The sequence below is a fragment of the Lactobacillus sp. LL6 genome (genome assembly GCF_007570935.1).
Lineage (GTDB): Bacteria > Bacillota > Bacilli > Lactobacillales > Lactobacillaceae > Lactobacillus.
Genome location: NZ_VLLR01000001.1, coordinates 1600559 through 1616699, shown reverse-complemented (window position 1 = coordinate 1616699; position 16141 = coordinate 1600559). Strand labels below are relative to the sequence as shown.

Annotated in this window: 18 protein-coding genes; 16 read left to right on the top strand and 2 right to left on the bottom strand. The window is 33.4% G+C overall.

Features of this window, described 5'->3' with window-relative positions; all coding sequences use genetic code 11:
- Positions 1-32: 32 nt before the first annotated feature.
- Entirely contained in the window at positions 33-569 is a 537-nt protein-coding gene (locus FOD82_RS07790; RefSeq protein WP_144355867.1) for a CvpA family protein, read from the bottom strand.
- Between the two features lie 150 nt (positions 570-719).
- On the opposite strand from FOD82_RS07790, the gene rsmG reads away from it, so the two are divergent.
- From rsmG to FOD82_RS07710, 16 genes are all read left to right on the top strand, one after another.
- Complete coding sequence (rsmG, locus tag FOD82_RS07785) at positions 720-1442, top strand: 16S rRNA (guanine(527)-N(7))-methyltransferase RsmG (RefSeq protein ID WP_144355866.1); 723 nt, start codon at positions 720-722, stop codon at positions 1440-1442.
- Positions 1443-1459: 17 nt separating this feature from the next.
- Positions 1460-2350: a nucleoid occlusion protein gene (noc, locus tag FOD82_RS07780; RefSeq protein WP_144355865.1), complete on the top strand. Its 891-nt coding sequence runs from the start codon at positions 1460-1462 to the stop codon at positions 2348-2350.
- Positions 2351-2368: 18 nt separating this feature from the next.
- Positions 2369-3148 (top strand): AAA family ATPase, encoded by a 780-nt coding sequence (locus FOD82_RS07775; RefSeq protein ID WP_144356037.1) that lies wholly within the window; start codon positions 2369-2371, stop codon positions 3146-3148.
- A complete protein-coding gene (locus tag FOD82_RS07770) occupies positions 3126-4010 on the top strand; it encodes a ParB/RepB/Spo0J family partition protein (protein WP_144355864.1) in 885 nt (294 codons plus the stop codon). Before FOD82_RS07775 ends, FOD82_RS07770 begins: the two co-directional genes overlap by 23 nt.
- Positions 4003-4266 carry a DUF951 domain-containing protein gene (locus FOD82_RS07765; RefSeq protein ID WP_144355863.1) on the top strand — a complete coding sequence of 88 codons (264 nt, stop codon included), beginning with the start codon at positions 4003-4005 and terminating at the stop codon, positions 4264-4266. The genes FOD82_RS07770 and FOD82_RS07765 overlap by 8 nt, the downstream gene beginning before the upstream one ends.
- Positions 4267-4293: 27 nt before the next feature.
- The gene (gene ychF, locus FOD82_RS07760) at positions 4294-5394 is read left to right on the top strand and encodes a redox-regulated ATPase YchF (protein WP_144355862.1); all 1101 of its coding nucleotides are present in this window, start codon (positions 4294-4296) and stop codon (positions 5392-5394) included.
- A gap of 8 nt (positions 5395-5402) precedes the next feature.
- Complete coding sequence (locus tag FOD82_RS07755; RefSeq protein WP_144355861.1) at positions 5403-6185, top strand: DUF1129 family protein; 783 nt, start codon at positions 5403-5405, stop codon at positions 6183-6185.
- A gap of 111 nt (positions 6186-6296) precedes the next feature.
- Positions 6297-8021, top strand: a complete 1725-nt coding sequence (locus FOD82_RS07750; protein ID WP_144355860.1) for an ABC transporter ATP-binding protein — start codon at positions 6297-6299, stop codon at positions 8019-8021.
- A 12-nt stretch (positions 8022-8033) separates the two neighbouring features.
- Positions 8034-9899: an ABC transporter ATP-binding protein gene (locus tag FOD82_RS07745; protein WP_144355859.1), complete on the top strand. Its 1866-nt coding sequence runs from the start codon at positions 8034-8036 to the stop codon at positions 9897-9899.
- 70 nt (positions 9900-9969) lie between these two features.
- On the top strand, positions 9970-10308 hold the full coding sequence (locus FOD82_RS07740) for a hypothetical protein (RefSeq protein ID WP_144355858.1): 339 nt from the start codon (positions 9970-9972) through the stop codon (positions 10306-10308).
- Between the two features lie 166 nt (positions 10309-10474).
- Positions 10475-11161 carry a response regulator transcription factor gene (locus tag FOD82_RS07735; RefSeq protein ID WP_144355857.1) on the top strand — a complete coding sequence of 229 codons (687 nt, stop codon included), beginning with the start codon at positions 10475-10477 and terminating at the stop codon, positions 11159-11161.
- 3 nt (positions 11162-11164) lie between these two features.
- Positions 11165-12316 carry a HAMP domain-containing sensor histidine kinase gene (locus FOD82_RS07730; protein ID WP_144355856.1) on the top strand — a complete coding sequence of 384 codons (1152 nt, stop codon included), beginning with the start codon at positions 11165-11167 and terminating at the stop codon, positions 12314-12316.
- A gap of 59 nt (positions 12317-12375) precedes the next feature.
- The gene (locus FOD82_RS07725) at positions 12376-13944 is read left to right on the top strand and encodes a UDP-N-acetylmuramoyl-L-alanyl-D-glutamate--2,6-diaminopimelate ligase (protein WP_144355855.1); all 1569 of its coding nucleotides are present in this window, start codon (positions 12376-12378) and stop codon (positions 13942-13944) included.
- A gap of 11 nt (positions 13945-13955) precedes the next feature.
- The gene (locus tag FOD82_RS07720; protein ID WP_144355854.1) at positions 13956-14705 is read left to right on the top strand and encodes an amino acid racemase; all 750 of its coding nucleotides are present in this window, start codon (positions 13956-13958) and stop codon (positions 14703-14705) included.
- Positions 14706-14814: 109 nt separating this feature from the next.
- Positions 14815-15147, top strand: coding sequence for a type II toxin-antitoxin system Phd/YefM family antitoxin (locus FOD82_RS07715; RefSeq protein ID WP_144355853.1), 333 nt, complete (start codon positions 14815-14817; stop codon positions 15145-15147).
- Positions 15147-15446 carry an addiction module toxin RelE gene (locus FOD82_RS07710; protein WP_144355852.1) on the top strand — a complete coding sequence of 100 codons (300 nt, stop codon included), beginning with the start codon at positions 15147-15149 and terminating at the stop codon, positions 15444-15446. Before FOD82_RS07715 ends, FOD82_RS07710 begins: the two co-directional genes overlap by 1 nt.
- Before the next feature lie 39 nt (positions 15447-15485).
- Here FOD82_RS07710 and FOD82_RS07705 read toward each other — a convergent pair whose 3' ends face one another.
- Complete coding sequence (locus FOD82_RS07705) at positions 15486-16112, bottom strand: hypothetical protein (protein ID WP_144355851.1); 627 nt, start codon at positions 16110-16112, stop codon at positions 15486-15488.
- Between the last annotated feature and the right edge of the window lie 29 nt (positions 16113-16141).

Sequence of the window (16141 nt, the reverse complement as noted above, 5' to 3'; positions counted from 1 at the left end):
AAAAAGATTGGCTTTTTTCGAGCCAATCTTTTTTATCCCACAGTCTTACCAATACTAAAGATACTATTAAACATTCCATTGGAAAGACCAGGAGTATTATAAATGATAAATTTTAAAATCGGTGAGTCAACTGTTTGTTGCATGAACCATGGGTTTTGAATTGCATTAAGCATCGAAAGCAAAACATAGATAAAGAAATAAGTTGCAATAAATGAAGCAAATCCTCCAAGCACACTATCTAAGACGCTGCCCACGTTTGTAGCATTTGGATTTTTGCTAGGAATCCATGATTTAAAAATTTGTACAACTTGTCTTCCAAGAAACAAAATAATAAAAAATGCCGCAAATCTAAAAAGCATTAAACTAGTTTCAATAGTTAGATTTGCTTTAATTTGCTGACCTGTAAATTGTGAATACATCCAGTTTCCTAGTGGATTTTGGAAGAAAATTGCAATCATAAATACAAGTGCCGCAAATATTAGGTTGATGATGTAACGAGTAAAGCCTGTCTTATACCCATTGTAGGTTTCCCAGGCAAGATATAGCAAAACAATAAGTGTAACAATCATAAATTTTTTCTCCTTTTGAAAGATTATACCTCATTTTAATTTTGACGAGTGAATAAAAATAATAGATAATAAATGTTGAGTTTGGCTTTACAGAAAGCCAATAATAGCGTTAAATTTAAGGAGTGTGAAACACCGTTTCACAGGTGAAAAATGGATCCTCAACAATTTGTACAAGAATTATCAAAACATAATTTAAAAATAACTAAAGAGCAAGAAGAACAATTTAAGATATATTTTAAAGAATTAGTTGAAACCAATAAGGTTGTTAACTTAACTCGAATTACTGAAGAAAGCGAAGTGTATCTTAAACATTTCTTCGATAGTGTAACGCCGCTTTTTACTTTTAGTGAAGTTTTCAAAGATGGACTAACTCTTTGCGATGTTGGTGCAGGGGCTGGCTTTCCTTCAATTCCACTTAAGATATTGATGCCAGGCCTTAAGGTCACCATTGTTGATTCGCTTGCAAAGCGTTTAAAGTTTTTAGAAAGTTTGGTTCAAAAGCTAAACTTAAAAAACGTTGAACTGGTGCATGGTAGAGCAGAAGATGTTGGACAAAATCCGCAATATCGTGAAAGCTTTGATTTAGTAACAGCACGTGCCGTTGCTAATATGACAGTTTTGAGTGAATATTGTTTACCCCTTGTTAAGAAGAATGGATACTTTATAGCACTTAAAGGTCCTAAAGCATCAGGAGAGTTAGAAGATAGTCAAAAAGCTTTGAATGTTTTAGGCGGAAAGCTAATTAAAGATATAGAATTTACTTTACCAGACAGTGATGAAGAGCGTACTTTAGTTTTAGTTGAAAAGATCAAAACTACACCTAAGAAATATCCACGGCAAGCAGGGACCCCCCGTCGTAAACCAATAGTATAAACTAGGAGGAGTTATAAATGGCATTATTTTCATTTGGACATCGTGATGAAGTTCCAAAGAACAAGCAAATTAAAGATTTAGAATTAGATAAAATTACCCCTAATCGTTATCAGCCTCGTCACACTTTCAGTGATGAGTCTATTCAAGAATTAGCTCAAACTATTAATGAAGAAGGATTACTTCAACCAATCATTGTACGTGAAGATGGTGATGGTTATGAAATTATTGCTGGAGAACGTCGTTTTCGTGCTGTTAAGAGTTTAGGTTGGGATAAAATTCCTGCAATTGTTAATAATATGGATGATGACAAGGCAGCTTCTCTTGCAGTAATTGAAAACTTACAAAGAGAAAACTTGAATCCAATTGATGAAGCTGAAGCTTATAAGAGTCTAATGGAGCTTAATGATTTAACCCAAACTGCGCTTGCAAAAGATATGGGTAAGTCACAATCTTATGTTGCTAACAAGTTACGTCTTTTAAAATTAAGTCAAAAAGTTAAGGATGCTTTAGTTGCTGGTAAGATTTCTGCTCGTCATGGGCGTGCTTTAGTAAATCTTGATGAGAAAAATCAAGCAAGAGTTTTAGATGAAATTATTAATAAGAAATTGAACGTTACAGAAACTGAAGCTATTACTGCTGATGTTGATGCATACTTTAATCCAAAGCCTGAAAATAAAACAGCTGAAAAAACTAGTAAAAGAGCAACTTCTGCTACTAAGAAAACAGCAACTAATAAAAAAGAATCTAAGACTCGTGCAATGACTAAGATGCCTAAGGATCTTAAGGTTCAAATTAATACAATTAAGCGTGCCGTTAAGTTAGCTGAAGAATCAGGAATCGATGTTAAAGTTACTGAAAATGGCGACCCTAATGATTATAAGATAACTATTGAACTAAAGAGAAAATAGGAGGGCAGCATGAAAAATATGGTAAATGTAATTTCGGTTGCTAATCAAAAAGGTGGTGTTGGTAAAACCACAACCACTATTGATTTAGCGGCCTCAATTGCCGACCGTGGTTATCGTGTTTTGATTGTGGACATTGATCCGCAGGGAAATGCGACTTCTGGTTTAGGAATTGAAAAATCAGAAATTGACCAGGACATTTACAACGTTTTAATTGATGAAATCCCTTTAAAAGATACCATTCATCATACTTCCACAAAAAAGCTAGATATTGTTCCTGCAACTATTAATTTATCTGGTGCTGAAACTGAACTTATCAGTATGATGGCTCGTGAAACTCGTTTAAAATCAGCTCTTGATTCAGTAAGTCATGATTATGATTTCATTTTTATTGATTGTCCGCCTTCACTTGGCCAATTATCAATAAATGCTTTTACTGCATCTAATTCAATTTTGATTCCAGTTCAAAGTGAGTATTATGCATTAGAAGGATTAAGCCAGCTTCTTAATACAATTAGACTTGTGCAAAAACACTTCAATAAAGATTTAGGTGTTGAGGGCGTTTTGCTTACAATGCTAGATGCAAGAACTAACTTGGGAGCAGAAGTTGTAAAAGAAGTTCAGGGATATTTCAATAAAAAAGTTTATAAAACTATTATTCCTAGAATTACCAAGCTTGCAGAAGCTCCAAGTTATGGGCAGCCAATTACTGAATATGCACCAAAATCTCGTGGTGCTAAGGTGTATGATGATTTAGCAAAAGAGGTGTTAAAGGCGCATGGCAAGAGACTCAAAAAGTAATGAACCTAGAAAAAAAGGTGGCTTAGGAAGAGGTATTGAAGCTTTATTTGAAGAAACTGTCCCAGAGCCAGAAGCAGAAGAAGTTCATGAAATTTCACTTGATGAAATTCGTCCTAATCCTTATCAACCAAGAAAAACCTTTGATGATAAGTCATTAGAAGAATTATCTGCTTCAATTAAAGACAATGGTGTCTTTCAGCCAATTATTGTTAGAAAATCAATTAATGGCTATGAGATTATTGCAGGTGAGCGACGTTTTCGTGCATCAAAATTAGCTGGACAAACAACTGTCCCAGCAATTATTAGAAAATTTGATGAGAGCGAGATGATGGAAGTTGCAGTTTTAGAGAATTTGCAACGTGAGGATTTAACTCCACTTGAAGAAGCGCAAGCTTATGAAATGCTTCAAAAGAATCTTGGACTTACTCAAGAAGAAGTTTCAAAAAGAATGGGAAAATCTCGTCCATATATCGCAAATTATCTAAGATTGCTTACTTTGCCTAATAAGACTAAGCGTCTTCTTCAACATGGAGAGCTTTCTATGGGACAAGCGAGAACTTTGCTTGGTCTTAAAAATAAAGATAAGATTGATTCTTTGGCAAAACGTGTAGTCAAAGAAGGGATGCCTGTAAGAAAAGTTGAGGCCTTAGTTGCTTCTTTGAATGCTAAGAAAACTCGTAAAAAAGTATCTCAAAAATCTGCTTTTATTAGAGCAAGTGAAAGTCGTTTAAGTGAAAAATTTGGCTCAAGTGTAAATATCTCTGAGTCCAAAAAGGGTAAAGGACATTTATCTATTGATTTTGCTTCAGAAGAAGAGCTTAATAGAATTCTTGATATTTTAGGCGTTGATTTAGATGATTAAACAAGATTATAATTTGGCTGATACGGTTTTGATGAAAAAGCCCCATGCTTGTAAAACCAATGATTGGGAAATTATGCGTATGGGAGCAGATATTAAAATCAAGTGTTTGGGATGTGGAAGAATGATTATGATGCCAAGAGCAGAATTTTCTAAAAAGCTAAAAAAGGTTTTAACTAAAGCATCTGATCCTGTAAACTTGAAAAAGAAGTATTATATTCCTAAAGATCGTATTGCTAAACCAAACTTATTACAATAAAAATTATTAAAGAAAAAGAGGAAAAATATGTCACTAACTGCCGGAATCGTCGGTTTACCAAATGTTGGTAAGTCAACTTTATTTAATGCAATTACTAAAGCTGGTGCTGAAATGGCCAATTATCCATTTGCAACCATTGAACCAAATGTTGGTATGGTTGAAGTCCCAGATAGTCGTTTAGCAAGAATCCAAGAATTAATCCCTGCTAAAAAGATTGTTCATACTACTTTTGAATTTACTGATATTGCTGGGCTTGTAAAAGGAGCTTCAAAAGGTGAAGGTCTTGGTAACAAGTTCCTTGAAAATATTCGTCAAACTGATGCAATTGTTCACGTAGTTCGTGCTTTTGATGATGACAATATTACTTCAGTTACTGGTAAAGTGGATCCAGAAGAAGATATTAATACCATTAATTTGGAATTAGCAATTGCTGACCTTGATGCAGTTAATCGTCGTATTAATAAGGTTAAAAAGATTGCTCAACAAGGCGATAAGGATGCTAAAGCTGAAATGGCTGTTCTTGAAAAGTTGCAACCAGTTTTAGAAGAAGGAAATGCAGCTCGCTCAATTGACTTTAATGAAGATGAACAAAAAATTGTGAAAGGTTTATTCCTTTTAACTTCTAAGCCAGTTATTTATGTTGCTAATATTGCTGAAAGCTCAATGGCTGATCCTGAAAGTGATAAGTACTTCCAAATCGTTAAAAAACATGCTGAAAGTGAAAATGCAGAAGCTTTAGGAATTAGTGCAGCAACTGAAGAAGAAATTGCTGCAATGGATGAAGATGAAAGAAAAGAATTCCTTGAAATGGAAGGAGTAGAAGAATCAGGTCTTGATCGTTTAATCAAGGCAGCTTACCACATTTTAGGTCTTAGAACATTCTTCACTGCAGGTGGCCCAGAAACTCGTGCTTGGACCTTCCATGAAGGAATGAAGGCACCACAAGTAGCTGGTGTTATTCACTCAGACTTTGAACGTGGATTTATTCGTGCAGAAGTTGTTTCATATGATGATTTAAATAAATATGAAACTATGCAAAAAGTTAAAGAAGCGGGTCGTCTTCGCCTTGAAGGTAAGGATTATGTAGTTGAAGATGGCGATATTATTGAATTTAGATTCAATGTCTAGGAGAAAATATGGCAGAGGAAAAACAAGATAAAACTGCAAATATTAATCAAGATAAGCAAGAAAAATTAAAAGCCAAAACTGAAACCGAAGAAAAAGACAGCGAAATTAAAGCTGAATCTCCTGAAAAACTTCGTTCAATGCTCTCTAATAAGAACTCTGACTATGTTTTTCGTCTTCAAAAAGAATTAGTTTTACAAGGAAAAATGGATTCTGACCAAGCAACAGAAAAAGTTAATAAGCTTTTGCCAGAGATTGTGATTGCTCAGCGTCATGGTCAACCAGCAAATGGTTTATATATGGCTTCACCTAAAATTAAAGCGCAAGAAATGCTTCGTCCAAAAGATGAAGCCGAAATTGATCATCCATTTTGGCAACGTGCAATTGATGGGGCACTTTTATATATGGTATTCTTCATTGGGATTTTTGGTGTGATTGCATTATTTACTCCTAATACTAAAGATAATGGTCAAATGGGAATTGTGACTTTAGCTTCAACTGGTGCCTTGATGGGGTTATTCATGACTAAATACAATGATTGGATTATGCCAGTTGCTGGAAAACGTCAAAAGTTGCCATTTGGAAGAATGATCTTCGGAATTATTGGCTTACTTGCGATATTGATGGTGTGGATTTGGCTATTTAATTTACCAGGTCTTCGCACGATAAATGTAGTATTGCCAGGTGGAATTGATTTAGTAATTGCAGCTGTAATTTTTGGTATTCGTTACTTATTTAGAAAACAATATAAAATTACTGGTTCAATTTTTGCACCAACCCCTCGCAGAAAATAACTTGCTAATTTTTTAAAAGAGGTATACTCTTAAATATAAGTCTTTGAAAGGGATGAATAGATTTTAATAGTCTATTTGTCTCTTTTTTATGTAATAGAAAGGGGCATCTATTTGATAAAAACACTGAGTAAATCAATTCGCCAGTATAAAAAATTATCAATTCTTTCTCCATTATTAGTTATAGGAGAAGTAATTATCGAAATGCTTATTCCGTATTTAGTAGGTGTTTTGATTGATAAAGGAATTATGAAAGGGAATATGCCTTATATTCAAAAGATGGGGCTAATTTTACTTGGCTTGACAATTGTTTCATTATGTTTAGGAGCAAGTGCAAGCTATGTTTCAGCACATGCTGGAGCTGGTTTTGCAGCAAATTTACGTAAAGATATGTTTGATCATATGCAAGACTATGCTTTTGAAAATATAGATAAATTTTCAAGTTCAAGTTTAGTGACACGTCTTACTACGGATGTAACTAATGTTCAAAACGCTTATCAAATGTTAATTAGAATTGCGGTAAGAGCTCCAATGATGTTAATTGTAGGAATCATAATGTCAGTTATCATCAGTCCACGTTTATCGCTTATCTTTTTGGTAATTGCACCAATTTTTGTCTTTCTTTTGGGAATTATTATTAAATCAGTTTATCCATATTTTCCTAGGATTTTTAAAGGTTATGACAAAATGAATCAGGTCGTACGTGAAAACGTGCGTGGTATTCGTGAAGTTAAGACTTATGTTCAAGAAAAACCTCAAATTGAAAAATTTGAAAAATCATCAGGATTTATTTATAAATTATTCTCTACTGCACAAAAAATCTTGTCACTTAACGCTTTAGTGGTTGCCGCAGTTTTAAATATTGCAACTTTGGCTATTTGCTGGTTTGGTGCTAAAGAAATTGTAGGTGGAACTCTTCAAACTGGACAATTAATTTCAATGTTTTCATATTCAAATTCAATTTTATTTAGTTTAAATATTTTAGCTATGATTGCAACCCAATTGATTATGGCTGGAGCTAGTGGTCGTCGAATTGCAGATGTCATTAACGAAAAGCCTGCAATTGAGAACCCACATAAGCCTCTTAAAGATATTACTAATGGTGAAATTGTTTTTGATCATGTAGGTTTTAAATATGAACCTGGTGATAAAGTAGCTGCCTTAACTGATATTAATTTACATATTAAACCAGGTGAAACCATTGGTATTATTGGTGAGACAGGTTCTTCTAAATCAACACTTGTTTCAATGATTCCACGTTTATACGATGTAACAAATGGTGCAGTTCGTGTTGCAGGTCATAATGTTAAATCTTATGATTTAAAGACACTTCGTGATAATGTAGCTATGGTGTTACAAAAGAATATTCTATTTTCAGGAACTATCAAAGAAAATCTTAAGTGGGGTAATGAAAATGCAACTGATGAAGAAGTAATTGAAGCTGCTAAGATTGCCCATGCTGATAGTTTTGTTCGAGAAATGCCAGATGGCTATGACACAATGGTTGAACAAGGAGGAGCTAATGTTTCAGGTGGACAAAAGCAGCGTTTAACTATTGCTCGAGCCCTTCTTAAAAATCCTAAGATTTTGATTTTGGATGATTCAACTTCTGCAGTTGATACAAGCACCGAACGTCAAATTCGTGAATCTCTTGCAAAGGATATGCCAGAAACAACTAAGATTATCATTTCTCAGAGAATTGTTTCAATTAAAGATGCGGATCGTATTATTGTAATGGATCATGGACACATCCAAGATATTGGAACTCATGATGAACTTATGAAGACTAATGAACTTTATAGTTCAATTGCTAAATTCCAAGAAGAAAATTCAAAGTAAGGGGGGAGTTTTTTGAATCAAACAAATACTAATCAAATTAAAGGACATCGTTCTCAAACCCTTAAGCGTCTTTTAAAGCTTGTGCTAACGACTAGTCCATGGATGTTTATTATATCGATTATTTCAATTATTTTAGCAGCTGCTTCTAATGTTATTGGAACTCTGTTTATTGAAAAATTGATCAATAATTACATCACCCCTCTAGTTAAGCAAGTTCAAAATCATCAATCACCAAACTATGGTCCTTTAGCATATGCAATTGCTGTTATGTTTGGTATTTATGCGATTGGTTTTATTGCTAATTATCTCTTTAACATGTTAATGGGAGTTTTAGCACAAAAAGTTCAATATCGTGTTCGTAATGATATGTTTACTCATATGGAAAGTTTACCAATTGCATATTTTGATCAAAATGACTATGGCGATATCATGTCGCGTTACACTAATGATATTGATACTTTAATGCAAATGATTTCGCAATCAATTCCACAATTTACAAATTCATTCTTGAGTTTAGTTTTTGTAATTAGTGCAATGTTCATTTTGAGTTGGCAATTAACCATTTTTTCATTTATTGTCTTTGCTTTATCATTTGGTATTGTTCGCTACTTAACTAAAAAGTCTAGTTACTATTTTAGTGTCCAACAGAAAAAACTAGGTGAGATTAATGGTTATAACGAAGAAATGCTTAATGGTTTAAAAGTTATCAAAGTCTTTTCTCATGAACCAGAAAGTAAGGCTGGATTTGAAAAATACAATGAGCAGTTGAGAATTGCTTCAGGAAATGCCAACACTTTTGCGACTATTTTATTTCCAATCATGGGTAATATAGGTAACTTACTCTATGTTTTAATTGCTTTTGTTGGAGGTGCAGTCGCAATCAATAATTGGGCACCTTTGACGCTAGGTGCAATTGCATCATTTTTGCAACTATCAAAACAATTTAGTATGCCAATTGCACAAATTTCCCAACAGTTAAACTCAATTGTTATGGCTTTAGCTGGTGCTCATCGTATTTTCCAATTAGAAGATGAAGCTTCTGAAACTGATACTGGAAACGTAACTATTTCTAAAAATAAGAAAGTAGAAGGAGCATGGAATTGGAATGTTCCTCAAAAAGATGGCTCAATTAAAGAAGTTCCAGTACGAGGTCACATTGTATTTAACCATGTCAACTTCTCTTATGTTCCAGGACATCAAATTTTATACGATATTTCAATTAATGCAAAACCTGGTATGAAAGTTGCCTTAGTTGGTGAAACTGGTGCAGGTAAAACAACCATTTCTAATATGCTAAATCGTTTTTATGAGATTGATTCAGGCACTATTACTTATGATGGTATTGAAATTGATAACATTAAAAAAGATGACTTAAGACAATCACTTTCTATAGTTTTACAAGAAACTCACTTATTTACCGGAACGATTATGGATAATATTCGTTTTGGTAATCCTGATGCCAGTGATGATGAGGTTTACCAAGCTGCTCGTTTATCACATGCTGACGAATTTATTCATGAACTGGAAGATGGGTATGAAACTGTAATTGATGGAGATGGCGGAGATTTATCTCAAGGTCAAATGCAACTACTCAGTATTGCAAGAGCCATGATTGCAGATGAACCGGTTATGATTTTAGATGAAGCAACCTCAAGTATTGATACTCGTACTGAAAAAATGGTTCAAGCAGGAATGGATAACCTTCTTGCTGGTAGAACTAGTTTTGTTATTGCTCACAGACTTTCTACTATTGTAAATTCAGATCTTATTTTAGTATTGGATCACGGTCACATTATTGAATCAGGAAATCACGATGAATTACTTGCCAAAAAAGGTTATTATTATGAACTTTATACTGGTAAGAAGGAAATTCAATAATTTAAGTGCAACTATTAGGACTTAATGTGTGAATAGTGTTACGATGGTCATAAGAAAGAAGGCTGTTATTATGAAAAAAGGCAGTTTATGGCTTGTATCCGTATTATTAGTTCTTCTTGGCTTAATGGTTTATTGGGATCATAGTTTTAAAGATTTTGGTAAACCGGCGATGATTGTAACCACAATTTTGATTATTGTAACTATTTTGATTGCAATTTTTGGCACATTCAGCACTACTTTCAATTCTTGGATAGGTGCCTGGTGGGTCGTTCCAGATGGTATTTTATTTGGCTTTGCCAGTATGCTTGATTATGCGTCAGCAGCCAAGATTTGTTGTTTTGCACTTCTTATGATCGTCTGCATTTATGTAGAAACTAAACTTTATGATGATAAGAGGATTGGAAAATAGTTAGTATTAAAAGGTTGAGATTATTCTCAGCTTTTTTTATTTTTGTTAAAAATTTAAGCAGAATTTTGTGACTTTGCTTAAAAATAGTTAAAATAGTAAGCATAGACTCTGGTAAACTATACTAGGATGAATAATATTTTTAAGTAAAGAAGGAGGACAAATCCTCGTGAAAATCTTAGTTGTTGATGACGATAAAGAAATCGTTGAATTATTAAGCATTTATTTAAAAAATGAAGGTTATGAACCTGTAACTGCCTACAGTGGAAAAGAAGCAATTACTAAACTATCTACTACACCTGATATTGCCTTAATGATATTAGATGTAATGATGCCGAATATGACAGGAATTGATGTTATTAAAGAAGTAAGAAAAGATTCAGATATTCCTATTATTATTGTTTCTGCCAAAACTGGTGATATGGATAAAATTCAAGGCTTGATTACGGGTGCTGATGACTATGTGTCTAAACCATTTAATCCACTGGAAGTTATGGCACGCGTTAGATCACTTCTTCGTCGTAGTCAAAAGCAAGTCAAAGATGATGAGCCAGATATTTTAGAAGTTGGTCCGCTTGTAATTAATCGTGATTCACATGAAGTGAAGACAATTGATGGAAAGATTATTCAGTTAACTGCTTTAGAATTTGGAATTTTATATCTCTTGGCCAGTCATCCTAATCGCGTATTTTCTGCAGATGAGATTTTTGAAAGAGTTTGGCAACAAGAGTCAATTGTTTCTGCCAAAACTGTTATGGTTCACGTATCTCATCTTCGAGATAAAATTCAAAAAGCTACTGGCGGTGAAGATGTAATTCAAACTGTCTGGGGCGTTGGCTATAAGATTGAGGCATAATTTGTGAAAAAAGAGCGTGTAAAATTAACTGGCGCTGAAAAAAGTGAATTATTTGCTGAAGCAGTAGTCACAATTGTTTTATTACTTTTGCTTAACTTGTCCATTATCATCTTAATTCATCTTGCAATTTTACAAGATGAAAATCTAGTCAATGGTATTTATTTTTTAAAGAAAACTATGACTTTTGTCGGAGGACGACATTTATGGTCTTGGCAAAACTCTTTTATTTTAATTATGGCCTTAGGTGACTTAATTGTTTTGTATTGGAGATTGATTCGAAGATATCACCAAATGCAATTAAGACATGTTATTTCTGAGCTTCATTATATTGCAAATGGTCACTTTGATCATCGAATATCTTTTGTTGTAAGAACAGATTTACAAAGGGTAATTGATTCTATTAATTCATTAGTTGATAGTACTGTGAGTTCAATTAATGAAGAACGAGCTATTGAAAAAAGTAAGGATGAATTGATTACTAATGTTTCTCATGATATTCGAACACCTCTAACTTCAATTATTGGATATTTAGGTTTATTAAAATCAGGTGCTGCAAGTCCAGAAGACCAAATGAAATATATTAATATTGCTTATACAAAAGCTGAGCAAATGAAGTCTTTAGCAAATGACTTGTTAGAATATACAACCCTGAAGTCTACAAATACTACTTTAAATTTAGCTCCGCTTCACATTTATTCAATGCTTGAACAAGTTGAAGCTGGATTTGAACTTGAAGCTGAGAAAAAGGGAATTACTTTTGAAATAGAAGCTAGACCAAAAGATTTAACAATTAAGGCGGATCCAGAAAAATTAGTTCGGGTTTACAATAATTTAATTACCAATGCCTTAAAATACGGTACTGGTGCAACTAAGATAAAACTGGTTGCTAATTTAGTGAATAATGAACAAGTTGAATTAAGAATTGAAAACAATGGTGAGAAAATTCCTCAAAAATCTCTTGATAAAATTTTTGAAAGATTTTATCGAGTGGAAACTTCTCGTAATACCAAAACTGGTGGAACGGGATTAGGACTTTCAATTTCTAAAGGAGTTGTTGATCTCCACCATGGTACAATTCGTTGTAAATCAGATGACAATTGGACAAGTTTTATAATTCGTCTGCCATTAGATCCAAGCAAGTCAGCGCAACATTAATAGCTGTGCTATAATTTACTTATTCATTCAGCAATAACAAATTTGAGGAGATAAGGCTTATGAGTATTTCTCTAAATACCTGCATTTTAATTTTAAAAGAACACCACTTGCTAAAATCAAGTGCAGTTCAAGATACTGTCGCAACTAAAATGGAATATGTATCCTATGATTCACGCGACATTGAAACTAATACTTTATTTTTCTGTAAAGGTGCTGGTTTCAGACCAACTTATTTATCAATGGCCAAAGATAATGGTGCAATCTGTTATGTGGCAGAGCAACCATATCCAGAAGGAAAAGGGATGCACGCTTTAATTGTTCGTGATGTTTCTAAGGCGATGGCACTTCTTTCTGCTGCATTTTTTGGTTTTCCACAAGACGATTTGTTTGTTGTAGCATTCACTGGAACTAAGGGAAAGACTACTTCTGCATACTTTTTAAAAGGAATGCTTGATAAGATGAATGGTGGACGTACTGCCCTTATTTCTTCAGTAAATGATGTGGTAGGACCAAAACCAGAAGATACCTTTAAGTCAAGTTTGACTACACCAGAAAGTTTAGACTTATTCCGTGATATGCGTACTGCAGTTGATAATGGAATGACCCATTTGGTAATGGAAGTTTCAAGTCAAGCTTACAAGAAGAATCGTGTATTTGGACTTACATATGATTTGGGATTTTTCTTGAATATTACTCCAGATCACATTGGTCCGAATGAACATCCTAACTTTGCTGATTACTTACATTGTAAACTACAATTACTTGTAAACTCTCGTAAATGTATTATTAATGCGGAAACTGATCACTTTGATGAAGTATATGCTGCTGCAACCACTACTACAAATCCAGATAGCATTTACTTGTTTGCAAGTGAAAACTTTGAAAACCCTAATCTAAAAGTCCCAATTGATTTCAGATATGCTTCACAAGAAACTGATATGCGTGAAACTAAGTTCAAGCTTTTCTGTGCAACAGATAAGGCAAAGGAATTACCAATTAATGGTGACTATACTCTCCAAATGATTGGTGACTTTAATGAATCAAATGGGACTGCCGCAATTATTGGAGCTGGCCTTGCTGGCATGAGTCATGATGAATGTGCTAAGGGCATTCGCCATGTTACAATTCCGGGTAGAATGCAAAATGAAATGACTAAAGAACATGGAATGGTTGTGGTCGATTATGCTCACAATAAAGCTTCTATGATGGCTTTGATGCGTTTCATGCAAAAAGAATTTGATAATCCGAAAATCATTGTTGTTGTAGGTGCTCCTGGAGACAAAGGAGTATCGCGTCGTCCAGGCTTTAGTGAAAGTCTTAGCGCATATGCTGATAAGGCATTTCTTACTACTGATGATCCTGGATTTGAAGATCCACAATCAATTGCAGAAGAAATTGATTCAGGAATTGATCATTCTAAATGTGATGTTACTATTGAACTTGATCGTGAAAAAGCAATCCATGATGCAATTAGTATGGCTGGCAAGGATGATGTAGTTCTTATCTGTGGTAAGGGTGCAGATGCATTCCAAAAAGTTCGCGGAGTCGATAATCCATATCCATCTGATATTGTAGTTGCACAACGTGTAATTAATGAACTTGAAGGCAATCAAGAACATTTTAATTAAAGTGTGATAATATGAAGCATTTTTTTAGTATTATTGGTGGGATGGGAACTATCGCTACAGAAAGTTATGTTCGTCTCATTAACCACCGTGTAAAAATCAATCGCGATCAAGATTATCTTAATTATTATTTAGTTAATGATGCTCAAGTTCCCGATAGAACTGCTTATATTAAAGATCATTCAAAACCAAATTTCTTTTATGATTTAAAAGATGATGTAGAAAATCAGGCAAAAATTGGAACTGATTTTTATGTTATGCCATGTAACACAGCGCATTATTTTTATGATGATTTAAATAAGTTAAATGATATTCCGTTCTTGCATATGATGAGAATTGCTGTTCATAACTTTATTGAAAATTATCCAAATGAAGAAAAAATTGGTTTGATAGCAACAGAAGGATCAATTTATGATCATTTGTATGCTGATGAAATCAAGAAAGTTGGACGTAAGGTCGAGCTTGGTGGCCCAGAAATTCAACCAATGGTAAATGAATTAATATACTCTGACATTAAAGAAAAGGGACGCGTTGATCACGATTTGTATCATAAAATCTTGAAGACTATGCATGACAAATATGGGTGCAATGTTATTTTGCTTGGATGCACCGAATTGTCATTAGCTCAAGAAAAAGCACCAGACCATCCATATAACGTAATTGATCCGCAATCAATTATTGCGGATGTGTCAATTGAATTGGCATTGAAGATTCGTAATGGCATGGATCCAAAAGAGGCTTGCGCCAAATATATGTATAATTAATAAAACCCTCCAGTTTGAAGCTGGAGGGTTTTTGTGTGACTTTTAGGAATCTTTTAGTAGACTTTTAAAAAGTAATAAAATATTATTAATAAATAAGGAGGTCTTAATTATGTTAAAAACATTAGATGTTCCAACTACCAATATTTCTAATTTAAAAAAGAATCCTAAGCAAATTTTTAATGATGCACAAGCTGAGAAAACTGGTATTTATGTGTTTAATCGAGATACTCCAGCAGGAATTGTGATGTCAGTAAATGATTATGAGGGAATGGTAAAAAAATTAAATGACCTTGAAGAAAAAATTCTAGATTTACAAATTGAAAAAGAAGTTCAATTTAGAATACAAAATGATAGTGGTGAAAGATTCTCTGATAAAGAAGTTAGAGGAGAAGAAGTAGCTAATCAAAAACCAATAATTGATGAAGATGATGGCTGGGAATAATGTTTGAAATTAATTATTGGAAAGAAGCAAAAAAAGAATATCAACATTTAGATGGTTCTCAACGATTATTTGTTGATAAGGCTTTAGATAGATTAAAAATTCAAGGAATGCAAGCAGGAGCTCAATTGCATGGAGAGCTTCATAATTGTCGAAAATTGAAAAATAGAAAGATGGAATTACGAGTAGTATTCACTCAAGAAAACCAAAAAATAAGTATAATTTCAATAATTGCAATTGGTAAAAGGTCTAATGAAGAAGTTTATAGGGATGCTGAAGAAAGAATAAAGAAAAGACATTAATAAAACCCTCCAGTTTGAAGCTGGAGGGTTTTTGTATAATTAAATTTGATTGCGGATAAATAAAATTAATCCTAAAAATCCTGTGAAAAGCATAATTATATAAGTTAACCAAAGATGTGGCCAACAAATTGCCAAAACAATTGAACAAATCATAATGCCAATACTTGAGTTGCGCACCATTCTTTTATAGCCCATCAGCAAGCCTGTTAAAAGATCAAAAAGAAATATTTGATTTGCCATGTTAGTGTATAGAGCGAAGCTATCAAAAACATCAAAATTATTAGTAGGAGAAGCTAAATCTTGAAAAACAATTACTAAGCTTATAACGAAATATGTTGCAGAAGATAAAATTACGATTAATCCTAAAAAACGATAAAAACTTTTCTTAAATGTATAATGTGGTAGCAGGTTAGCCAGTTTATCAGCTAAAGATTCACGTTTTCGATAATGCTGAGAAACATATTGACCGGAAACTTTAAGGTGAAGAACATAAATCCAGCCGGTTAAAAAGTAGGCAATAATAAGAAAAAACTGACCTACGATAAGATGAGCAAAAAGAGAGAAGTTAAATAAAATAGAGTACAGAAGTAAAACGACGTAAGCTAGTTCAATGAATAAAGCGAAGTGGTTGATATTTTTAGTAAGAATATGTTTATTGGAGTTCATAGTTTTAAAGCCTTCTTAAACATTAAAAT